This window comes from Nocardioides sp. GY 10113, from assembly GCF_004919105.1.
Lineage (GTDB): Bacteria > Actinomycetota > Actinomycetes > Propionibacteriales > Nocardioidaceae > Nocardioides.
Genome location: NZ_STGK01000008.1, coordinates 13,944 through 36,374 on the forward strand (window position 1 = coordinate 13,944; position 22,431 = coordinate 36,374).

17 protein-coding genes are annotated in these 22,431 nt (G+C 73.2%); 6 read left to right on the forward strand and 11 right to left on the reverse strand.

The annotated features are described in order from the left end of the window. Positions 1-168 precede the first annotated feature (168 nt). From E8D34_RS11385 to E8D34_RS11405, 5 genes are all read left to right on the forward strand, one after another. Positions 169-2,733, forward strand: coding sequence for a bifunctional FO biosynthesis protein CofGH (locus tag E8D34_RS11385; RefSeq protein ID WP_136594766.1), 2,565 nt, complete (start codon positions 169-171; stop codon positions 2,731-2,733). A 277-nt stretch (positions 2,734-3,010) separates the two neighbouring features. Beyond that, the gene (locus E8D34_RS11390) at positions 3,011-4,102 is read left to right on the forward strand and encodes a substrate-binding domain-containing protein (RefSeq protein WP_206056685.1); all 1,092 of its coding nucleotides are present in this window, start codon (positions 3,011-3,013) and stop codon (positions 4,100-4,102) included. 134 nt (positions 4,103-4,236) lie between these two features. After that, complete coding sequence (locus E8D34_RS11395) at positions 4,237-5,010, forward strand: ATP-binding cassette domain-containing protein (protein ID WP_136594767.1); 774 nt, start codon at positions 4,237-4,239, stop codon at positions 5,008-5,010. Between the two features lie 10 nt (positions 5,011-5,020). Next, positions 5,021-6,298, forward strand: coding sequence for an ABC transporter permease (locus E8D34_RS11400; RefSeq protein ID WP_206056686.1), 1,278 nt, complete (start codon positions 5,021-5,023; stop codon positions 6,296-6,298). A 9-nt stretch (positions 6,299-6,307) separates the two neighbouring features. Continuing rightward, positions 6,308-7,531 (forward strand): ROK family transcriptional regulator, encoded by a 1,224-nt coding sequence (locus tag E8D34_RS11405; protein WP_136594768.1) that lies wholly within the window; start codon positions 6,308-6,310, stop codon positions 7,529-7,531. A 75-nt stretch (positions 7,532-7,606) separates the two neighbouring features. On the opposite strand, the gene E8D34_RS11410 is transcribed toward E8D34_RS11405, so the two are convergent. The 3 genes from E8D34_RS11410 to xylB are packed head-to-tail and all read right to left on the reverse strand — an operon-like array spanning position 7,607 to position 11,423. Beyond that, entirely contained in the window at positions 7,607-8,797 is a 1,191-nt protein-coding gene (locus tag E8D34_RS11410) for an ROK family transcriptional regulator (protein WP_168929413.1), read from the reverse strand. Between the two features lie 26 nt (positions 8,798-8,823). Then, positions 8,824-9,990 (reverse strand): xylose isomerase, encoded by a 1,167-nt coding sequence (gene xylA, locus E8D34_RS11415; protein ID WP_136594770.1) that lies wholly within the window; start codon positions 9,988-9,990, stop codon positions 8,824-8,826. 47 nt (positions 9,991-10,037) lie between these two features. Then, positions 10,038-11,423, reverse strand: a complete 1,386-nt coding sequence (gene xylB / locus E8D34_RS11420) for a xylulokinase (RefSeq protein ID WP_136594771.1) — start codon at positions 11,421-11,423, stop codon at positions 10,038-10,040. A 243-nt stretch (positions 11,424-11,666) separates the two neighbouring features. On the opposite strand from xylB, the gene E8D34_RS20775 reads away from it, so the two are divergent. Beyond that, positions 11,667-11,810: a GPGG-motif small membrane protein gene (locus E8D34_RS20775; RefSeq protein ID WP_168929414.1), complete on the forward strand. Its 144-nt coding sequence runs from the start codon at positions 11,667-11,669 to the stop codon at positions 11,808-11,810. A 113-nt stretch (positions 11,811-11,923) separates the two neighbouring features. Here the strand turns inward: E8D34_RS20775 and E8D34_RS11430 are convergent, their stop codons facing one another. The 8 genes from E8D34_RS11430 to E8D34_RS11465 form a co-directional block, all read right to left on the reverse strand. Then, entirely contained in the window at positions 11,924-13,042 is a 1,119-nt protein-coding gene (locus E8D34_RS11430) for an FAD-dependent oxidoreductase (RefSeq protein ID WP_206056687.1), read from the reverse strand. Next, on the reverse strand, positions 13,039-13,941 hold the full coding sequence (locus tag E8D34_RS11435; protein WP_240771299.1) for a DUF1295 domain-containing protein: 903 nt from the start codon (positions 13,939-13,941) through the stop codon (positions 13,039-13,041). The genes E8D34_RS11430 and E8D34_RS11435 overlap by 4 nt, the downstream gene beginning before the upstream one ends. Next, complete coding sequence (locus E8D34_RS11440) at positions 13,938-15,050, reverse strand: ECF transporter S component (protein ID WP_136594773.1); 1,113 nt, start codon at positions 15,048-15,050, stop codon at positions 13,938-13,940. The genes E8D34_RS11435 and E8D34_RS11440 overlap by 4 nt, the downstream gene beginning before the upstream one ends. 293 nt (positions 15,051-15,343) lie before the next feature. Then, entirely contained in the window at positions 15,344-17,485 is a 2,142-nt protein-coding gene (locus E8D34_RS11445) for a molybdopterin-dependent oxidoreductase (RefSeq protein ID WP_136594774.1), read from the reverse strand. 204 nt (positions 17,486-17,689) lie between these two features. Next, positions 17,690-19,270 (reverse strand): regulator, encoded by a 1,581-nt coding sequence (locus E8D34_RS11450; RefSeq protein ID WP_136594775.1) that lies wholly within the window; start codon positions 19,268-19,270, stop codon positions 17,690-17,692. Between the two features lie 77 nt (positions 19,271-19,347). Next, positions 19,348-20,058: a cysteine hydrolase gene (locus E8D34_RS11455; protein ID WP_136594776.1), complete on the reverse strand. Its 711-nt coding sequence runs from the start codon at positions 20,056-20,058 to the stop codon at positions 19,348-19,350. Beyond that, positions 20,055-21,512, reverse strand: coding sequence for an allophanate hydrolase (locus E8D34_RS11460; protein ID WP_136594777.1), 1,458 nt, complete (start codon positions 21,510-21,512; stop codon positions 20,055-20,057). Before E8D34_RS11460 ends, E8D34_RS11455 begins: the two co-directional genes overlap by 4 nt. Positions 21,513-21,617: 105 nt before the next feature. Further along, entirely contained in the window at positions 21,618-22,283 is a 666-nt protein-coding gene (locus tag E8D34_RS11465) for a GntR family transcriptional regulator (protein WP_206056688.1), read from the reverse strand. Between the last annotated feature and the right edge of the window lie 148 nt (positions 22,284-22,431).

Below are 22,431 nucleotides of genomic sequence, written 5' to 3' on the forward strand. Positions count from 1 at the left end.
CCGAACCACTCGCCCGAGGGCGGGTGGGGTCGGGACGTCCCCGTAGCGGGTACCTCTCCGACCTCACCCGCCCTCCGGCGTTCCGGAGACCGTCCCCGGCGGTCCGGGGTACCGCTGTGCGGTGAACAGCCGCGCCCCGCGGCGGGGCGGCCGGATAGCCTGACGGTGATGAGCGAGCTCCCCACCCCCCAGCAGATCCGCCGTGCCCTGGCCCGCGCCGAGCGCGGCGCCGCGCTGGACGTCGACGAGGCGACCGGCCTGCTGGCCGCGACCGGCGAGGACCTGGACCGGCTGACCGCCGCCGCCGCGCGGGTGCGCGACGCGGGCCTCGTGGCCGCGGATCGCCCGGGCGTGGTCACCTACTCCCCCAAGGTCTTCATCCCGGTCACCAAGCTGTGCCGGGACCGGTGCCACTACTGCACCTTCGTGGAGACCCCGACCCAGCTCAAGCGCAAGGGCGAGTCGCTCTACCTCTCCCCCGACGAGATCCTCGACATCGCCGGCAAGGGGGCCGAGGTCGGCTGCCTGGAGGCGTTGTTCACCCTCGGCGACCGGCCCGAGGACCGGTGGCCCGAGGCGCGCGAGTGGCTCGACGAGCAGGGCTACGACTCGACGCTGGCCTACGTGCGGGCGATGGCCGTGCGCGTACTCGAGGAGACCGGCCTGCTGCCCCACCTCAACCCCGGCGTCATGTCCTGGGAGGAGCTGAACCGCCTCAAGCCCGTCTCCCCGTCGATGGGGATGATGCTGGAGACCACCTCCCGGCGCCTCTTCGAGGCCAAGGGCGAGGCCCACTTCGGCTCCCCCGACAAGGACCCCGAGGTCCGGCTGCGGGTGCTGGAGGACGCCGGGCGCCACGGCATCCCCTTCACCACCGGGCTGCTGGTCGGGATCGGCGAGACGCTGGCCGAGCGCGCGGAGACGATCTTCGCGCTGCGCGCCACCTCCCGCGCCTACGGGGCGGTCCAGGAGGTGATCGTGCAGAACTTCCGGGCGAAGCCGGACACCGCGATGCGGCACACCGACGACCTCGGCCTGGACGAGTACCGGGCCGCGATCGCGGTCACCCGGCTGGTGCTCGGCCCCAAGGCACGGGTCCAGGCTCCGCCGAACCTGGTCGACAGCTCCGAGGGCTCGGCCGAGTGCCGGCTGCTGCTCGAGGCCGGCATCGACGACTGGGGCGGGGTCTCCCCGCTCACCCCCGACCACGTCAACCCCGAGCGCCCCTGGCCGTCCCTGGAGCGGCTGCGCGAGATCACCGGCGCGGCCGGCTTCGAGCTGCGCGCGCGACTCACCGTGCACCCGGAGTACGTGCTCGGCTCGCTGGAGCGCGGCGAGGCGTGGATCGATCCGCGCGTCACCGCGCACGTGGCCGCGCTGGCCGGACCCGACGGGCTCGCCCGGCCCGGCGTACGCCCGACGGGGCTGCCGTGGCAGGAGCCCGACGGCGGCTTCGACACCGGTGTCTCGACCGGTCGCACGGACCTGCACACGGCCATCGACGCGGACGGACCGGACGGAGGCCGCTCCGCGGACCGCCGTAGCGACTTCGGCTCCGTGTACGGCGACTGGGCGGCCGTCGAGGAGGCGGCCCGCAGCACGGGCGCGCCGGCGGTGCTGCACGCCGAGGGCGCCGACGCGCTCCGGGCGGCCGAGGCCGACCCGGGCAACCTGTCGGAGGAGCACGCCCTCACGCTGATGACCGCCGAGGGCGACCTGCTCCGCGAGGTCACCCGGCTCGCCGACGACCTGCGCCGCGAGACGGTCGGCGACGAGGTCACCTACGTGGTCAACCGGAACATCAACTTCACCAACGTCTGCTACGTCGGCTGCCGGTTCTGCGCCTTCGCGCAGCGGCGCACCGACGCCGACGCCTACTCCCTCTCCTACGACGAGGTCGCCGACCGCGCCCAGGAGGCCTGGGACCTGGGCGCCACCGAGGTCTGCATGCAGGGCGGCATCGACCCGCAGCTGCCGGCCAGCGCCTACTTCGACCTGGTCGCCGCGGTGAAGCAGCGGGTGCCCGGCATGCACGTGCACGCGTTCTCGCCGATGGAGGTGGTCAACGGCACCGCCCGCACCGGACTCTCCATCGAGGACTTCCTGATCAAGGCCCGCGAGGCCGGCCTGGGCTCGCTGCCCGGCACCGCCGCGGAGATCCTCGACGACGAGGTCCGCTGGGTGCTGACCAAGGGCAAGCTGCCGGCGAGCACCTGGGTCGAGATCGTCTCCACCGCGCACCGCGTCGGCATCCCGACCACCTCGACGATGATGTACGGCCACGTCGACAACCCGCGGCACTGGGTGGGGCACCTCAACGTGCTCAAGCGGGTGCACGACACCGCACTGGAGAACGGCGCCCAGGGATTCACCGAGTTCGTCCCGCTGCCGTTCGTGCACACCTCCGCCCCGATCTACCTCGCCGGCGTGGCCCGGCCCGGCCCCACGTTGCGCGACAACCTGGCGGTGCACGCGATGGCCCGCATCCTGCTGCACGGCCGGGTCCCCAACATCCAGACCTCCTGGGTCAAGCTCGGCGTCGAGGGCACCCGCGCGATGCTCCGCGCCGGCGCCAACGACCTCGGCGGCACGCTGATGGAGGAGACCATCTCCCGGATGGCCGGCTCCGAGCACGGCAGCGCGAAGACGGTCGAGGAGCTGGTCGAGATCGGCGCCGGGATCGACCGACCGGTGCGTGAGCGCACCACGCTGTACGGCGTACCGACCCGCTGAGGCGGGCCCGACGGGGCTACGTCCGCACGTGCCGGGGGAAGCCCCGCGGCACGTGTCCGGCGCGCCCCGAGGCGGCGCGACCGCCGTCCGGACGCGGCCACGAACCGCAAAGATCGGGCAAATCAGGCTCGGATGTCGCGATTGTCACGATCCAACCGACCCCCGGGGTAGACGTGACGCAGGTCACTACATATGTTGTTCCAAACAACATAAGGCCCGCTGAGTAAGGTGCGCGATCCTCGCAGCGCCCGGGCCCTGGATCGCAAGGAGGCGGTTGATGTTGAAGCGCAGGAACGCTGCGATCGTGGCGGCGGGGCTCGGGTTGGCCCTCTCCCTCACGGCATGTGGTAGCGACGACACGGATTCCGGGAGCGGCGACGGCGACGGCGGCTCTGCCGGCAAGATCGGCGTCATCCTCCCCGACACCCAGTCCTCGGTGCGTTGGGAGACGGCGGACCGCCCGGCTCTCGAGGCCGCGTTCGAGGAAGCAGGCGTCGACTACACGATCAAGAACGCCGAGGGCGACAAGAGCGCCATGGCGAAGATCGCCGACGGCATGATCGCCGACGGCGTCACGGTGCTCGCGATCGTCAACCTGGACAACCCGTCCGGTGCCGCGATCGAGGAGAAGGCCCAGGCCGCCGGCGTCCAGACCATCGACTACGACCGCCTCACCCTGGGCGGCTCGGCCGGGTACTACGTCTCGTTCGACAACACCAAGGTCGGCGAGCTGCAGGGCCAGGGTCTGGCGGACTGCCTCGGCGACAAGAAGGCGAACATCATCTACCTCAACGGTTCGCCGGACGACAACAACGCCACGCTGTTCTCGGCGGGCGCCCACAGCGTCCTCGACGGCATGTCGAACTACACCGTCGTCGGCGAGCAGGCCGTCCCGGGCTGGGACAACGACGAGGCGGTGACGATCTTCGACCAGATGTACACCAAGGCCAAGGGCAACGTTCAGGGCGTGCTCGCCGCGAACGACGGCCTCGGCGGCGCCGCGATCTCGGTCCTGGAGAAGAACGGCCAGGCCGGCAAGGTTCCGGTCACCGGCCAGGACGCCACCGTCACCGGTCTGCAGAACGTCCTCGCCGGCACCCAGTGCATGACGGTCTACAAGTCCGCCAAGCTCGAGGCCGGCGCGCTGGCCGACGTGGCGATCGCCCTGGTCAACGGCGACGAGCCGGAGACCACCGGCACCGTCGAGGACAGCGAGGGCGGCCGTGAGGTCCCGAGCATCCTGCTCGACCCGCAGTCCATCGCCAGCCCCGAGGACGTCAAGGCGGTCATCGACGACGGCGGCCAGACCGCGGCCGACGTCTGCACCGGCGACTACGCGAAGGCCTGCAAGGACGCCGGCATCTCCTGATCGAGGGCCGACGCACCGACAGCAGCACACAGCATCATCTGGGGGCACCCGGGCCTGACCGGCCCGGGTGCCCCGCCCACGAAACGCCCCTTTTGACACCGGCGCGCTCACGCGCCACCCCCTGGAGGCAGGTCATGACCGAACCGCTGCTCGAGCTACGCGGCGTCAACAAGAGCTTCGGCGTGGTGCACGTGCTGCACGACGTCGACTTCGCCGTCTATCCCGGCCAGGTCACCGCGTTGGTCGGCGACAACGGCGCCGGCAAGTCGACGCTGGTGAAGGTGATCGCCGGCATCTACGGCCGCGACAGCGGCGAGTACCTGTTCGACGGCAAGCCGGTCCACGTGCACGGGCCCCGCGACGTCTCGGCCCTCGGCATCGAGGTCGTCTACCAGGACCTCGCACTCTGCGACAACCTCGACATCGTCGAGAACATGTTCCTCGGCCGCGAGCTGAAGTCCGGCCCCGTGCTCGACGAGGTGACCATGGAGTCGAAGGCGCGCGAGACGCTCGCCTCGCTCTCCGTCCGCACCGTCAAGTCGGTCCGCCAGCAGGTCGCCAGCCTCTCCGGCGGCCAGCGCCAGACGGTGGCGATCGCCAAGTCGGTGCTGTGGAACTCCAAGATCGTGATCCTCGACGAGCCGACCGCGGCACTGGGCGTCGCGCAGACCCGCCAGGTGCTCGACCTGGTCCGCCGGCTGGCCGACCGTGGCCTCGGCGTGGTGCTGATCTCGCACAACATGACCGACGTCTTCGAGGTGGCCGACCGGATCACCGCCCTCTATCTCGGCCGCGTCGCCGCCGACGTACCGGCCTCGGAGGTCACCCACCGTGAAGTGGTCGAGCTGATCACGGCCGGCCGCAGCGAGAGCCACGGCCTCACCGACTCCGAGACCGCCGCGATCTGACCTGGGACCCATGATGAGCACTGACACCAGCACCCCCAACCCGTCCTACGCCGGGGCCGACTTCTCCGGCGACACCCACCGAGCCACCACCCTGGCCGAGGCCGGCCGCGACTACGTCAACCGCCTCCGCGGCGGCGACATGGGCTCGCTCCCCGCGGTCCTCGGCCTCCTCGTCCTCTTCATCATCTTCGGCGCCACCAGCGACACGTTCCTGACCAAGCTCAACATGGCCAACCTGACCCTCCAGGCGGCCTCGATCTGCGTGCTTGCGATGGCCCTGGTCCCGGTACTGCTGCTCGGCGAGATCGACCTCTCCGCCGGCGTCGCCAGCGGCACCGGTGCGGCCATCACCGCGCTGGCGATCCTCGACCACGGCCAGGCCTGGCCGGTCGCCATGCTGGCCGGCATCGCCTCCGGCGCGATCATCGGCTTCCTGATCGGCACCCTGGTCGCCCGGCTCGGGATCCCATCCTTCGTCGTCACGCTGTCCTTCTTCCTGGCGCTGCAGGGCGTGATGCTCTGGCTGATCGGGCAGGGCGGCGCGCTCCGCTTCAACCAGGAGGTCCTGCGCGGCCTCGCCATCAACAACGTGCCGCCGACGATCGGCTGGATCAGCGCCGTGGTCCTCTTCGCGGCGTACGCCGGCTTCAGCCTGATCAAGTACCGCCGCCAGGTCGCCCGCGACCTGGCCCGCCCGCCGATGAGCCTGGTCGCCCTCCGCATCGTGGTCTTCGCGGCGATCATCTTCGGCCTGACCTGGTACTTCAACGGCAACCGCAGCGTGAACCCGAACTTCCCGATCGAGGGCATCCCCTACATGATCCCGGTCGTCATCGTGATCCTGCTGCTGATGACCTTCCTGCTCAGCCGGACCACCTTCGGTCGCCACCTGTACGCCGTCGGCGGCAACGCCGAGGCGGCCCGCCGGGCCGGCATCAACGTCGTCTACATGCGGACCATGGCGTTCGTGCTCTGCTCCTCGCTGGCGGCGGTCGCCGGCGTCCTGCAGGCCGCCTACTCCGGCAGCGTCTCCCCCAGCTCCGGCGGCGGCAACGTGCTGCTGTACGCCGTCGGCGCCGCGGTGATCGGCGGCACCAGCCTCTTCGGCGGCCGCGGCCGAGCGATCAACGGCGTCATCGGCGGCCTGGTGCTGGCCACCGTCGACAACGGCCTGCCGCTGCTGATCGACAAGTCCTACGCGAACTACCTGGTCACCGGAGGCGTGCTGCTGCTCGCCGCGAGCGTCGACGCCATCACCCGTCGCCGCCGGTCCGCAAGCGGCGTCTAGCCGCAGACCATGAGCGCCAACACGCGTGGCGCCGGCACCAACCAGGAGGGGGTGCGGCGCCACAATCTCGGGACCTTGTTGCGGCACGTGCACCGCAGCGGAGAGCTCTCCCGCGCCGAGCTGACGTCGCTGATGGGGCTCAACCGCAGCACCATCGCCGGCCTCGTCGGCGAACTGGAGTCGAACGGCCTGCTCGAGCAGAGCACCGCCGCCGCGAGCCGGCGCACGGCCGGCCGCCCGTCGGCGGCGGTGCGGCTGGCCGGCCACGGCCCCTACGTGGTGGCGGTCGACCTCGGGGTCGACCGCGCCGTGGCCGCGCGGGTCGGCCTCGGGGGCCACGTCTTCGAGCGGGCCGAGGCGACCATCGTCCCCGGCAGCGAGGCGTGGCAGGTCGGTGCGGCGGTCGCCGGCCTGATCCGCCACGTGGTCTCGCTGGCCCCCGCGGGCACGGTCCTCCTCGGCGTCGGCGTGGCGGTGCCCGGCATGGTCCGCCGCGGCGACGGACTGATCCGCCAGGCGCCCAACCTGGGGTGGCGCGACGTGTCGTTCGGCTCGATCCTGCTGGCCGCGCTCGGCGTCGACGTCCCGGTCTTCCTCGGCAACGACGGCGACCTGGGCGCCTTCGCCGAGCATCGGCGTGGCGTCGGGGTGGGCGTCGACGACCTGATCTACATCTCGGGCAACGTCGGCGTCGGGGCCGGCGTGATCGCCGGGGGCATGCGGATCCAGGGCGCGGGCGGGTACGCCGGGGAGATCGGCCACCTCGCCTTCGACCCGAACGGCGAGCCGTGCCACTGCGGCAGTCGCGGCTGCTGGGAGACCGTGGTCGGTGCGCACGCCATCGCCGACGCGCTCGGCTCCCCGCAGGAGCAGGTGATCCGGCTCGGCGAGGTGCTCGAGCGCTACACCTCGCCGCCGCGCGACCTGCGCCCGATCGCCGCCAACCTGGGCCGCGGACTGGCGGCGGTGGTCAACGCGTTCGACCCCTCGATGCTGATCCTCGGCGGCTACTTCCGGCCGCTCTTCCGGCTGCTCCGCGCCGAGGTCAGCGCCGGCCTCCGCGAACGGGCCCTCGCCCCGGCGCTGGAGTCACTGCGGCTCACCGCGCCGGGCCTGGGCGCCGACTCGGTGCTGATGGGAGCGGCCGAGCTCGCCCTGGAGCCGGTGCTCACGGACCCGGTGGCGAGCCTCGCCGGCGGCGTGCCGGACGCCCGGACCCGCCTCGCCGGCTGACACACCCACTCCGCGAGTGGGTCGTCAGCGCCGGTCGAAACGGCCGTTTCGACCGGCGCTTCCTACCCACTCGCGCTACGGGAGGTCGGTGTGGCCCGCGAGGACGCCGGCGACGGCGCGTTCGGCCGCGCCCAGCGCCGCCGCCTCGGTGCCCAGTGCGCCGACCCGCAGCTCGGGGGCGACCTGGACGGGCGCGGCGAACGCGTCGGTGAGCACGGCACGGGCCGGCCCGAGCACCAGCTCGCCGAGCGGCGCGAAGTAGCCGCCCAGGACCACCACCGAGGGGTCGACCACACCGCAGACGACGGCGAGCCCGCGCCCCAGCCACTCCCCCGAGGCGACGACGCCGGCCCGCACGGCGGGGTCCTCCAGAGCGGCGGCGGCGATCGCCTCGGCGGTCTCACGCGGGGTCGCGAGCTCGGCCATGCCGACCCGCTCCAACAGCGCGTGCAGGCCGACGGAGGCCTCCCAGCAGCCGCGTCGACCGCAGCCGCAGGCGGCGCCCGGCTCGCCCAGCAACAGGTGACCCACCTCGCCGGCGAAGCCGCGGGCGCCGCGGACCAGCCGGCCGGCCTCGACCAGCCCGGCCCCGATGCCGACGTCGCCGGTCAGGTAGAGCAGGTGCTCGACGTCGCGGCCCGCGCCGTGGTGCAGCTCGGCCAGCGCACCGCAGTCGGCGTCGTTGCTGACCCGCACCCGGTCCCGCCACCCGAACGCCGCGTCCACGCCCTCGGCGACCGCGGTCCCGGCCAGGGGCAGGTTCGGGGTCCAGGAGATGGTCCGGTCGTCGGGCTCGATCAGCCCCGGCACGGCGACGGTGGCGCCGACGGGGACCAGCCCGTCCCCGGCGAGCAGGATCGCGACCTCGGCGGCCAGGCCGCACAGGGCGTCGGCGACGTCGGCGACGTCCGCCACCGGTCGGGTACGCCGCAACCGCACGGCGCCGGCGAGGTCGACGGCGACCGCCGCGACGTACTCGACGTTCGCCTCGAACCCGACCCCGACCGGCCGCCCGCCCTCCAGGGTGACCCGGACGGCCGGTCGGCCACGGTCACCGCTGCGGACCTGCTCGAGCTCGCGGAGCACGCCGGACTCCTCGAGACCGCCGACGATGGTGCCGACGGTGGCCTTGGCCAGGCCGGTCCTGGCGGCCAGCTCGGCACGGCTGGCCGGGCCGTCGGAGCGCAGCGAGCGCAGCACGGACGCGGCGTTGCGCCGGCGCAGGAGCTCTGCGCCGGCGCCGCCGGTCGTCCGTGCCTCGTCCACTGACTCCCCCAGCAGGTGGTCAGGCCTCAGCGCACGCCGTACAGGTGCTCGAGCGCGAGCTGGTCGAGCTTCTCGACCGCCGCGCCCTGGGCGCCGAGCGCCTCGGGGTCGGGCAGCTCCCACTCGAGGAGCTGCTCCCAGCCCTCGCCCTCGCCCAGCGTCGGCCGGGCGAGCTCGGGCAGCTTGGCGGCCTCGAGCGCGGCCTGGACCTCGGGGTCGGCGCGGAACGCCTTCACCTTCTCGCGCAGGATGAGGTAGTTGCGGATGTTCGCCTCGGCGGTCACCCACACGCCGTCCTCGTCCTCGATCCGCGAGGGCTTGTAGTCGAAGTGGACCGGGCCGTCGTAGCCGCCGGCCAGCAGGGTGTCGACCACCCAGAAGGCGCCGCGGACGTTGCCCGCGCCGAAGCGCAGGTCCTGGTCGTACTTCGGGCCGTTCTGGCCGTTGAGGTCGATGTGGAAGAGCTTGCCCGACCACAGCGCCTGGGCGTAGCCGGCGGCAGCGTTGAGGCCCGCCATCTCCTCGTGGCCGATCTCCGGGTTCACGCCGACCAGCTCGGGGCGCTCGAGCTCGTTGATGAAGGCGAGGGCGTGGCCGACGGTCGGCAGCAGGATGTCGCCGCGCGGCTCGTTGGGCTTGGGCTCGATCGCGAACTTCAGGTCGTAGCCCTTGTCGACCACGTACTGGCCGAGGATGTCGAAGGCCTCCTTCATCCGGTCCAGCGCGACCCGGGTGTCCTGGGAGGCGCCGAACTCGGCGCCCTCGCGGCCACCCCAGGCGACGTACACCTTGGCGCCGAGCTCGGCGGCCAGGTCGACGTTGCGCATCACCTTGCGGATCGCGTAGCGGCGGATGTCGCGGTCGTTGTTGCTGAACGCGCCGGCCTTGAAGATCGGCTGGCCGAAGAGGTTCGTGGTCGCGGTGGTGACGACCAGGCCGGTGTCGGCCAGGCCCTTCTTGAAGCGCTCGATGATCTTGTCGCGGGTGGCGTCGTCGCTGCCGAACGGGATCACGTCGTCGTCGTGGAAGTTGACGCCGTAGGCGCCGATCTCGGCCAGCTTCTCCAGCGCGTGCACGGTGTCCATCGGCGGGCGGGTGGCGACGCCGAACGGGTCGACGCCCTGCCAGCCGACGGTCCACAGGCCGAAGGAGAACTTGTCCTCGGGGGTGGGAGCGGGGATCGAGATGGTCATGGGTTGCTCACTTCCTTGTGGGGGCTCGAGTCGGGACGTACGAGGGGTCAGGTCAGCGTCGGTGCGGCGTCGCGCAGCGCGGCGTAGGCCTCGCGTACGCCGGGGGTCGGGTCGGCCTCGAGCACGGCGGTGCCCGCGGACGGCCACTCCGGCGCGCCGTCCGCGCCGGAGAGCGCCCAGGCGGCCTGGCGGGCGGCGCCGAGGGCGACGTACTCCCCCTCCGCCGGCAGCAGCACCGGTCGGCCGAGGATCGCCGGCGCCAGCGCCCGGACCGCGGCGCTCTTCGTGGCGCCACCGACCATCAGCACGCGTCGCGGCTCCTCGCCGGTCTGCGCCACGAGGGCGTCGACGGCGTCCGCGAGCGAGCACAGCAGCGCCTCGACGGCGGCGCGGGCCAGGTCGGCGCGGGTGGTGGTCGGCTTCAGGCCGGCCCAGGTGCCGGTCGCGGCGGGGCGGTTGGGGGTGCGCTCTCCGCCGTAGTACGGCAGCACCGTCACGCCGTTCGCACCGGGGACAGAGGTCATCGCGAGTGCGGCGAGCTCGGCGTGGTCCACGCCGAGGAGGCCGGCCTGAAGGTCGAGGATGCCGGCGGCGTTCATGGTCGTCACCATCGGCAGGTAGTGGCCGGTCGCGTCGGCGAAGCCGGTCACGGTGCCGGTGCCGTCGGCGATCGGGTGGGTGCTGATCGCCGAGGCGACGCCGGAGGTGCCGATGGAGACCAGCACGTCACCGGGGGTGAGCGCCATTCCGAGCGCGGCCGCCATGTTGTCGCCGGTGCCGGCGGCCACCACCTGGCCGCGGGCGGTGTGGGCGGCGACGGCGCCGGGGGCGACGAGCCTGGGCAGCGCCGGCAGGTGCCCGAGCGCCGCCTCGGCCAGGTCCGGTCGCCAGGCGCCCTCAGCAGTCGCGAAGTACCCGGTGCCCGATGCGTCGCCGCGGTCGGTGAAGGCTGCGGTGCCAGGCGCGCAGGCGTGCCGCGAGACGTAGTCGTGGGGCAGCAGCACCGAGGCGACCCGTGCCGCGTTCTCGGGCTCGTGGTCGCGCAGCCAGCGCAGCTTGGAGGCGGTGAAGGAGGCGACCATGACGCTGCCGATCGCGTCGGCGCAGGCCTGCGGGCCGCCCATCTCCTCGATCAGGTCGAGGGCGGCGCCGGCGCTGCGCGTGTCGTTCCACAGCAGCGCCTCGCGGACCGGCTCGCCCTTGTCGTCGAGGGCGACCATGCCGTGCTGCTGGCCGCCGACGGCGAGCGCCTCGGCGCGGTCGAGGAGGCCGGCGGTGGCCTCGTCGAACGCTGCCAACCAGACCCGGGGGTCGACCTCGGTGCCGGGCGGGTGCGGGGCGGTGCGCTGCTCGAGAACGGTGCCGTCGTCACCATCGACGAGGACCGCCTTCGTGGACTGCGTCGAGGAGTCGACGCCGAGGACGAGGGCCATGGAACCTATTTAATACGACACTTGAACTAAGTCAAGAAATCCGGTCCTCCCCGCCTCGGAGACCCGCCCGGAGACCCGCCCGGAGATCCGCCCGGAGATCCGCTCGGCGATCCCGGCGACAGTTCGTAGGCATGAACGCCTGAGCACTGGGTAGGAGGGACGGCACGCCCACGACGCGCGATCCGCGGAGTGGCGCAACCAACCGCGAGCCCCACCGGGGCTCCGACATCGAGGAGTAGAGCAATGGCGTTCATCTTGTGGCTGATCGCGGTCGTGCTGGTCGTCGCCGGCATCATCCGTCTCGTCCAGCGCGACATCCTGTGGGGCGTCGTCCTGATCGTCGTCGGGCTGCTGATCGGTCCCGGCGGGGTCAGCATCTTCGGCTAGTCCCGGCTCCAGCTCCTGTCGAGACGACGACGGCGACCACCCGCTCGGGGGTGGTCGCCGTCGTCACGTCCGGGCACGGCCGCGCTCGACCGACCTCACCGATCTGACCGATCTCAGCCGCGGACGCCGCGGTAGATCCCGCGGCGCACCACCCATGGGCGCAGCCCGAGGTCGACGGCCCGGCGACCGATCCGGAACGGCCGCCCCGTCGGCGCGTAGACCCGCAGCCCGTCGGGCTGGTAGCCCAGCACCGAGCCCCAGCGCCGCCCGGGCGCACGGAACTCGCCGAGCGCGCGGCCGGCCAGGAACGCCCGGATGTTGGCCGCCACCAGCCGGTCCGCGCGGTTGCGCGCCGAGGAGCGCAGCGGGTCGGTGGCGGCGACGTCCCCGACCGCGAAGATCCGCGGATCGGCGGGCGTCTGCAGGGTGGGCAGCACCCGCACGAAGCCGTCGTCGTCGACCAGGTCCCGCGGCAGCCAGTCGCTGTTCGGGCGCACCCGACCGACGGCCCAGAGGACCGCGTCCGCGGCCACCGGGGCCTGCCCGGTGCTGAACGCGATCGGGCCTCCCGTGATCCGCTCGCCACCCTCCGCCGGTACGACGGCCCGATGCCCCGGATGCAGCTCGACCCCGACCGCCGCCAGCCGCCGGGCCACGTCCGCCCACACCCGGCCGTGGTGCGCGGGCAGCGCCCGCTCGCCCGGGAAGTAGAGGTCGACCCGCTTCTCCGGCCATCGGGCGGCCACCTGGTAGGCGCTGCTCACCGCGGCCGCGCCGCCCCCGACCACCGCGATGCGGGCGGCCGCCGCCAGAGCGCCGTGGTGGCGACCGAGCCCGGCCGCCACCTCCGCGTCGGTCTCCAGGTCCGGGCGACGCCAGAAGCCGTTGCTGACCCCGGTACTGACCACCAGCACGTCGTAGGGCTCGCTGGCTCGGGCGCCGTCGGCGGTGACCAGCCGGACGGCCCGACGCTCGCGGTCCAGGCCGGTCAGCGTGGCATGCACGGTGCGCACCCGGTCCAGGCCCCGATAGCGGTCGAAGCCCACCCAGTAGTCGCGCGCCCAGTCGTCGGGGCGGGCCAGCCGCAGCCCCAGCTCCTGCCCGCTGACCAGGCCCGGCTTGGCGGAGATGCCGACGACGTCGGCGTGGCGGGCCAGGTGGATCGCCGTGAGCAGCCCACTGTCCCCCAGGCCGGCGACCACCACCCGCGGCCGCCCTGGCCGCCGGGTCACGCGTCCGCCCGCTGGCGCCGGGGCGGCCGCGGCACCAGCCGCGGCACGCGGGCGATCACGTCGGCGTACTCCGGACGCCGCTCCAGGCTGCGCTGTTCCATCATCGGGATGCTCGCACCGAGGAACATGGCGACCATCGCGACCACGCCCAGCAGGCACCACCACCAGTCGCCCGGCGAGGTCGCGAGCCCGAACAGGCCGAGCGCGCACCAGAAGCCGATCTCCCCGAAGTAGTTCGGGTGCCGCGACCAGCCCCAGAGACCGCGGTCCATCGCCTCCCCCGGCCGCCGCTCGCGCGCGAACCGCCGCATCTGGCCGTCGGCGACGAGCTCCAGCAGCACCGCGCCGACCCCGATCAGGAACGCCGCCGCGTCGAGCCAGCCGACCGGCCGCCCGGCCCGGGTGACGGCGACGTAGACCGGCAGCAGCCCGAGGAAGACCTGCAGGGTCGGGATGACATGGATCGCCATCAGGTCCACGACCAGCTCGAACCGGCCGGCCCGGTCCCGCAACAGCGGGTAGCGCCAGTCCTCGTGGTGCAGCCCGGGGAACGAGATCGCCCAGTTGGCGGTCAGCCGCACCGCCCAGAGGCCGATCACCAGCAGCACCAGCGCGACCCGGAGCCCGTCGCCGGTGCCCGCGGCCAGCGCCCAGTAGCCGGCCAGGAACGGCGGCAGCACGCTCCAGTAGGCGTCGTAGAAGCTGGAGTTGTGGTGGATCCGGCTGGCCGCGAAGACCACCAGCGTCGCGATCAGGTCGGCGATCAGGCCGTCCAACCAGAGCCACCGGGTGTCGGGGCCGGCGACCAGCCACAACGTCGCCGCCCCGAACGCCAAGACGTACGCCGCCACCACCCGGGCGAACGAGGCGCCGCGGCTCATCGTGCCAACGCCGCTCATCGCGACACCCCGCCGTCGTCCGTCGGTGCCCGCCCGAGCAGCGCCTCGACGGCCCCGAGGGCGACGAATCCGCTGACGACCTTGTCGAGCAGGGAGGCGAGCAGGTTCGCGGCGAACACCGAGACCAGCAGGCTCAGGTGCAGCCCGAGGAAGGTCTCGGTCATCCGGTCCGAGCCGTGGTGGTTGTGGCCCCCGAAGCCGTACACGAGGATCGGCGTGGCGACCAGCGAGCAGGTCACCGCGACCCCGGCGCAGAGCAGCAGGAAGCGCGACACCGACCGGTGCAGTCCGAAGCGACGGACCCCGTAGCCCCAGACGAGCGCACCGGCGACGTTGACCACCGCGAACGGCAGGGACGTCGACGCGATCAGCGCCCCGCGGACCACGTTCGACGCGGCCCCGACGGCGGCGCCCCACCACGGGCCGAGGGCGATCGCGACGAACGCGGTGCCGACCATGTCCAGGTACAGCGGCGCCTCGAGGAAGTCGGCGACCAACCGCCCGAGCACGTTCACCGCGACGGCGGCGAGCAGCACGACGACGATCTGCCAGACCGACAACCGGCCAGCACCCCCCGCGACACCACGCCGGGATCCGGGCTCGACGCCGGGCTCGGCACTGGGCTGGGTACTGGGCTGGGTACTGGGCTCGGCACCGAGGTCCGGCCCGGAGCCGACCAGCGTGGCCCCGGCCGCCGCCTCGGCACCGGCCGCCCCGCTCCCGCCGGGCACCCCGATCGGCTCCCGGCCCGACTCCCGGGCCGGCTCCCGACCCGACGCCTCGGGCACGGCGTCGCCGCCGGCCGAGGCGAGGACGCACCGCTGTCGCCACGCCGCGACCTCGGCGTCGTCGCCGCCCAGCGCCCGGACGATCTCACCGACCAGCGCCGCGTCCACCCGGCGCCGCCCGAGGCGGAACGCGTCGTAGACCGTGGTGCGCCCCGGGGCCACACCGACCTCCACGCCGCTCCGCCGCTTCCGGTCCTCGGCGATCAGCCGGACGATCTCGGCGTACGACGGGCTGCCGGCCGCGACGCGCAGTCGCTGCAGCCCCCTGGCGATCTCATCGAGATTCGCCCCGCCCTTCCCCCCAAGGCCGGGATCCCCCACCGCGCATCCTCCTTGCCCGCGCACCTCTCCGACAACGCGACGGTAGCGACGCCGGGCGCCCTGTTCGGAGTTGTTCGGAATCATCCGAATCGCTGGACGAACCCTCGCCGGTGGGCCACCGTCGTCCTCGAGCGACACCGGGGACAGCGGCGCTCTCCGGCACTGGGGGGTCGGGGAGCGCCGAGACGGTCGTCGCACCGCCCGGTCGCGCGCACCACGCGCGACCGGGCGCCTCCCACGGTCAGGCACGGACGTGGCCGCAGTCTCCCGGGCGGCTCCCCGGCCGGCAGGACTCACACGGGTGCGACGGTGACCGGGATGCCGTTGACGACGGCGGTGCCGGTCGGGGCGTCGCGCCGGGAGACGTCACCGAGTCGGTTGGAGTTCACCCCGGGGTCCTTGGTGGCCACGCTCCCCCGGATGCCCTCGTGCCCCCACCCGTGCGGCAGGCTCACGACGCCGCTGCGGATGGTGTCGGTGACCTCGACCGCGACCTCGACCCGCCCGGCCGCCGAGGCGACCGCGGCCCGCCCGCCGTCCTCGAGCCGCAGCCGGGTGGCGTCGTCGGGGTGGACGTGCAGCGTGCAGGTGTTGGTGCCGCCGACCAGCGTCGGCACGTTGTGCATCCACGAGTTGTTCGACCGCAGGTGCCGTCGGCCGATCAGCACCAGCCCGTCGTCGAGGACCGGCTGCGCGGCCGCCTCGCGCAGGCGCGGCACGTCCTCGAGGATCGCCGCGGGCGCCAGGTCGACCAGGCCGCTGGCGGTCGACAGCACCCCGGGCAGCCGGGGCTGCAACGGCCCCAGGTCGATGCCGTGCGGCGCTGCGGCGACCTCGGCGAAGGTGAGCTCGTAGGGCCCGGCGCGGAACAGGATGTCGAGCAGCCGCTCCGGCCCGTGCAGCCCGGTCGCCGGCTCGACGCCGTTGAGCTGGGCCAGGCCGGCGGCGAGCGCGTCGTCGAGCTGCTCGACCGGGACCTCGGCCCCGGCACCGGAGGCGATCGCGGCGATCCGGACCATCGCGTGCCAGTCCGGGGGCACCTCGGTCGGCAGGACGGGCTCGGACCAGCGGGCGATGTTGCGCACCGAGTACTGGTAGAGGAGCAGGTCGTAGTGCGCCCGCTCCAACGGCGTGGGGCCGGGCAGGATCACGTCCGCGTGCCGGGTGGTCTCGTTGACGTACACGTCCAGGCTGACCATGAAGTCGAGGTCCGCCAGCGCCGCGTCGAGGTCGTCGGAGCCGGGGACGCTGACCACCGGGTTGCCGCAGACCGTGATCAGCGCCCGCACCTGACCCTCGCCCGGCGTGGAGATCTCCTCGGCCAGGGCCACCGACGGCAGCTCGCCCATCACCTCGGGCAGGTCCGAGACGCGGCTGCGCCAGCGCCCGTGGCGGAACGGCTTGCGCGGCCCGGGCCGGGTGTTCGGCTGCCCGGCCGCGGCCATCGGGAACATCGCGCCGCCCGGCCTGTCCAGGTGCCCGGTCAGCACGTTGATCACGTCGATCAGCCAGCTGTTGACGGTCCCGAACGCACTCGTGGTGGTGCCCATCCGGCCGTAGACGACGGCCCGCTCGGTGCCGGCCACCTCCCGGGCCAGCCGCCGGATCGTCTCGGCCTCGATCCCGGTCCGCTCGGCGACGGCCTCGGGCGGGAAGTCCGCGGCGAGGCTGCGCACCTCCTCCACGCCCCGGACCAGGCCATCGGCCGCGCCGAGGGTGACCAGGTCCTCGGCGAAGAGCGTGTGCACCATCGCCAGCAGCAGGAACGCGTCCGTGCCCGGCCGGATGGCCAGGTGCTCCGAGGCGGCCTCCGCGGTGCGGGTGCGGCTCGGGTCGACGACGACCACCTTGCCCCGCTTCGCGATCGCCCGGATCCGGCCGCGCATGTCCGGCGCGGTCATCATGCTGCCGTTGGAGACCAGCGGGTTGCCGCCGAGCACCAGCAGGTAGTCGGTCCGGTCCAGGTCGGGTACCGGGATGGTGGCGACGTCGCCGAAGAGGTAGCCGGCCACGAACATCCGCGGCACCTGGTCCACGGTGCCCGCGCTGAAGATGTTCCGGGTGCCCAGCGCCTTGATCAGCGGCCGCAGGTAGAGGGCGCCGGCCAGGGTGTGGGCGGTCGGGTTGCCGAAGTACGCCGCGACCGCGTCGCGACCGTGCACCGCCTGGACCGCCGGGAGCCGGCGCTCGATCTCGGCGTAGGCCTCCTCCCAGGAGACCTCCACGAACTCCCCGTCGCGCTTCACCAGCGGCGCGCGGAGCCGGTCGGGGTCTTCGTGCAGCTCGCCGATCGAGGCGCCCTTCGGGCACAGGTAGCCCTTGCTGAACACGTCGTCGCGGTCGCCGCGGACCTTGATCCCCTCGGCTGTCGGGGTGACGAGCAGGCCACAGGTGGCCTCGCACAGGGGACAGGTGACGGGCACCGGAGTCGTCATCGCTCACGTCCTCGGGGTCTCGGCCGCACCTCGGGCAGGCGACCAACGCATGCTGTGACTTGTAGCACAGGGCACTGACGGCGCGCAGTGGTCCGGGTGCCCAACAAAGGTCGGCGCCGCGGACCAGGGCCCCACACCCGGTCCACGGCACCGTCCGTCCCCGCCGAACGGACTCGCCGTACGGCGGCTCCGCCGGCGTCGGAGTCAGTGCTCCAGCACGTCCTCGGCGTCCACCACGACCGGCGTCCGGGCCCCGGGCAGGAACCAGAAGGCCAAGCAGACGGCGCCGAAGAGCAGGTACCCCAGGGCCACCTCGGGCGCCGCGGCCCACTCGACCTTCGGAGCATGGATCAGCCCGATGAACGACAGGGTCGCCGCCACCGCCGCGGCCATGGCCGCCCAGTGGAACTTCTTCTCCAGCAGGAACGTGACGATGGTGCCGAGGATCAGGCCGCCCAGCACCGCGCCCTCGCCGAGGATCTTGAGTCCCTCGTACACCACGCCGGCGCCGTTGAGGGCGTCGTACCCGACCTCGGTGGCACTCGTGCCGGCCGCGGCCAGGGCGTTGTCGATCGTTCCCTGGCACCACTGCGCGAGGTTGGGCAGCAGCGCCGCCACCACCGCGACCGCGTGCAGTCGCGGCACCGCCTGGAACGCCTGGGCGCCGATCAGCAGGCCGATGAAGAGCAGGATCGGCACGATCGCCGGCACCGGCAGCAGCGCCGCGAGGACTCCGAAGAGCCCGAGGAAGCAGAGCAGGCCGATCGCCACGCCACTGGCCAGGGAGTAGTTCGCGCGGCCTCCGGCGTCCTTCCAGCCCGGGTGGCCGATGTAGACCGCCGGCGGGAAGGGCGAGCCGAAGGCCGAGCCGACCACCGCGCCGGCGCCGTCGGCCAGGAGCACGCTGCGCAGGTTGTAGTTGTCACCGGCCGCCGCGGCGCTCTCCACGTTGCTCATCGCCTCCGTGAAGTTGTAGACGCCGAGCGGGATAGCGGTGCCGAGCAGCGGGGCGAGGTCGCCCAGGCCGTTGAACAGCAGGTCGAGCCGCTGGTCGGGGACCCCGATGGCGATGTCGGAGACCGCGGCGCTCACGTCGGGGGCCGACATGTAGCCGCCGATCCACCCGATCGCGGTGCCGATCAGCAGCGCGGCCAGCCCGACCGGGACGTTGAACGGCAGCCGCACGTCGGTGAAGAAGCCGATCAGGATGATCGCCAGCACCGGCAGGCCGATCCAGGCGGCCTCCCACATCTGCGCGGCGGGCCGCATCGAGATGAACGTGATCGAGATACCGGCCAGCGTGCCCAGCATCGCGGCGCGCGGGGTCAGTCGGCGGATGTAGGGCCCGACGAACGCCCCGATCATCACGATCACGCCGATCAGGAAGGCCCAGGCCAGGCCCGCCTCCCAGGCCCGGACGGCGTCGTCGGTCGCCAGGTAGACCGGGAGCATGACGACGAAGACCACGATGAACATGTGCGGGACGCTCGGCCCGTAGGGCAGGGCGGTCACGTCGTCGCGGTTCTCCCTGCGGGCCAGGCGCCGGGCGAGGAACGTGTAGTAGAGGTTGCCCAGGATCAGGGCGATGCCGAGGGCCGGGAGGACCGTGCCGAGGACGTCGTCGGCGGGCACCCCGACCACGCCGATCGTCAGGGCGGTCAGCGTCAGCACGTTGACGAGGATGTTGAAGCCGAGGCCGAAGAAGGCGTTGGTGTCGCCCGGCGTCCACCAGGGCAGCGAGATCTTCGTGGTCGGCGGAGTGGGAGCGTCGGTGTCAGTAGCCATCGTGGTGTCTCCTGGGCGGGAACTGGACGGGATCGAGGCGGGAGCCGGGCGGGATCGGGGCGGGAGCCGGGCGGGAGCTAGGCGGGGGTGGTGGTGCGCGCGGAGAGCGAGGCCAGCGCGGCGACGACGTCGTCGCTGCTCGCGACCCATCCGAAGATCCCGCCCTGGGCCTTGACCATCTCGAGGCCGACGCGCTGGAACTCCGGGAAGTAGGACCCGACGCAGTCGGAGACGACCAGGCACTCGTAGCCCCGGTCGTTCGCCTCCCGTGTCGTGGTGTGGACGCAGACCTCGGTGGTCACCCCGGTGACGATCAGCTGGGTGATCCCGGCGTCGGCGAGGACCTGCTGCAGGTCGGTCGCGTAGAACGCGCCCTTGCCCGGCTTGTCGATGACGACCTCGCCCGGCAGCGGGCGCAGCTCGTCGACGATGTCGTGCCCGTACTCGCCGCGGACCAGGATCCGGCCGGAGGGACCGGGGTCGCCGATCCGCTTCGAGGGCGCGCCGCGGTGGAGCTTCGCCGGCGGACAGTCCGACAGGTCCGGCAGGTGACCCTCGCGGGTGTGGATCACCGGGACGCCGACGGCCCGCGCGGCGGCGATCAGCCCGGCGAGGGGTTCGACCACCCTCTGCAGCAGGCTGACGTCGTTGCCCAGGCTCTCCCCGAAGCCCCCGGGGAGCAGGAAGTCGCGCTGCATGTCGATCACGATCAGCGCGGTGGCGCCCTCGACGAGGGGGAACGCGGTCGGCTCTGCGGGTACCTCGATACGGCTGTCAGGGCTGGTCACAGGTGCTCCTCGGTGCGGGCGGGAGGGGTGCGGTCGGAAGGGGCGGGCGCTGCGTGGGCCGGTACGGCGGAGGCGTGCCCGGCGGGCGTCGGCGCGTCCCGGGGCTCGTCCAGCAACCGGGCGGCCAGGCCGAGCACGACGTCGTCGCTCAGCGCCGGGCCCAGCAGCATCGCGCCGGCGGGACGTCCGTCGGCCGTCGTACCGGCGGGGAGGGCGAGGCCGAGCAGGTCGAGCAGGTTGCCGAAGTGGGTGTAGTGGCCGAGCACGGTGTTGCACCGGATCGGGTCGGCCAGCACCTCGGCGACGGTGAAGGTGGTGCCGATGGTGGGCAGCACCAGCACGTCCATCCCCTGCCAGAGCCGGCCGACCTCGGCCTTCAGCTCCTGCAGGCGCTGCAGCGCGGCGAAGGCGTCGACGGCGGTGTAGCGGCGGCCGCCCTCGAGGATCTCGCGCACCACCGGGTGGATCGCCTCGGGGTGCTCGTCGAGGAAGTCGGCGAACTCGACCAGCCGCTCGGCCACCCAGGGGCCCTGGTAGAGCAGCTCGCCGGCGGCCAGGAACGGCGCCAGGCCGACCTCGACCACCTCGACGCCGGGCTGGCGGGCCAGGCGGTCCCGGAAGGCGAGGTGCGCCTCCGCGCTCGCCTCGTCGCCGAAGAACTCCAGCTCCTCGGGCGCCGGCAGGCCGACCCGGACCGTCGGTGCCGACCAGGTGGCGCCGCGGGACCGGGACCAGGCGTCGGCCGGGTCGGGGGCCATCACCACGTCGGCGACGCGGTCCAGGTCGTCGACGCAGGAGGCCATCAGGCTGATGCAGTCCAGCGACCGGCACGCCGGCACCAGGCCGACGGTGCTGATCAGGCCGCGGGAGGGCTTGTAGCCGACCACGCCGTTGAGGGCCGCGGGCACCCGGCCGGAGCCGGCGGTGTCGGTGGCGACGGCGAACGGCACCTGCCCGAGGGCGACCGCCAGCGCGGAGCCCGAGCTGGAGCCCCCGGAGATCAGCTCGCCGCCGTACACGCTGCGCGGCACCGGGTACGGCGTCCGGGTGCCGTTGAGTCCGGTGGCGAACTGGTCCAGGTTGGTCTTGCCGACGTACAGCGCGCCCGCGTCCAGGAGCCGCTGGACGACCGGCGCGGTGCGCTCGGCGACGTAGGCGTAGTCCGGGCAGGAGAGCGTGGTCGGCACGCCGGCGACGTCGATGCTGTCCTTCACGCCGAACGGGACCCCGTAGAGCGGGAGGGTCCGCGCGCCGGGCCTCCGCTCGATCTCCTCGGCGGCGGCGATCAGCAGCTCGCGCGGGACCGTGGAGATCCAGGTGCCGTCCTCGCCGCGGGCCTCGATCGCGTCGGCGACCCGTGCGGCGGTGCGGGTCGGCGATCCGCTGCCGCTGGCGTGGGACGCGAGGATCTCGGCGACCGAGGGTCCGAGCTGGGGTCCGGGAGCTGCTGCCATAGCGTCGATTGTCGACAGAATGCCGAACGCTGTGGGCTACACCCGTGGGTCGTTTGTGTAAATCGCCGTCGAGAGACCGGGCGGCGACCCGGCCGGCCGGGAGCGCTAGCTCGCCGAGAGGTCGAGGTAGTCCAGGTGGCCGTGACGGCGCAGCGCCTCGACGACCACGCTCGCGTCGTTGCTCTCCAGAGCGTCGAGCAGCACCTGGTGACGCTCGATCCCGTCCCCCTGGTGCTGCCGGGCCTCCGCACGGAGGTTCTTCGCCATCGGCACCTGCAGCTTGACCAGGATCGGCTCCAGGGCGATGTCGAGCTGCCGGTTGCCGGCCAGCGCCACGATGGCGGCATGGAAGGCGCGGTGGGCGTCGTCGCGGTCCAGCTCGCCGACGGCGCGGCGCATCCCCTCCAGGGCGTCCCGCACCGGCGCCAGTGCCGCGACCAGGTCGTCGACCGGGAACGCCGACTCGACCGCGTGCCGCTCCAGCACCGCGCGCACCTCGAACAGCTCGACCACGTCGGCCGCCGTCCACTCCACGACCCGGGACCCGCGGCGCGGCAGGTGCTCGACCAGGCCCTGCTGGGCGAGCAGCCGCAGCGCCTCGCGCAGCGGCGCCCGGCTGGTGCCGAGCTCGTCGCAGAGCCGCTCCTCGACGATCTTCTCCCCCGGCCCCAGCTCGCCGCTCAGGATCGCGTCGCGCAAGCGTCGCGCCGTCACGTCGACCAGCGTCGCGGGCAGCTCGTGCCGCGACCCGGACATGCTCAACTTCGCCATGGGTACCCTTCGCCGCGAGTGAAGATTGTCGACAATCCTACGGAAGGGTGCCCCGGGATGGGGCGCGACCGGCCGGTACGGCGCCGGACGGTGCGGTGACGCGGCGCACGGGGCCGGGTGCGGGCCGGGCCGGGTCGTGTGCCCCACG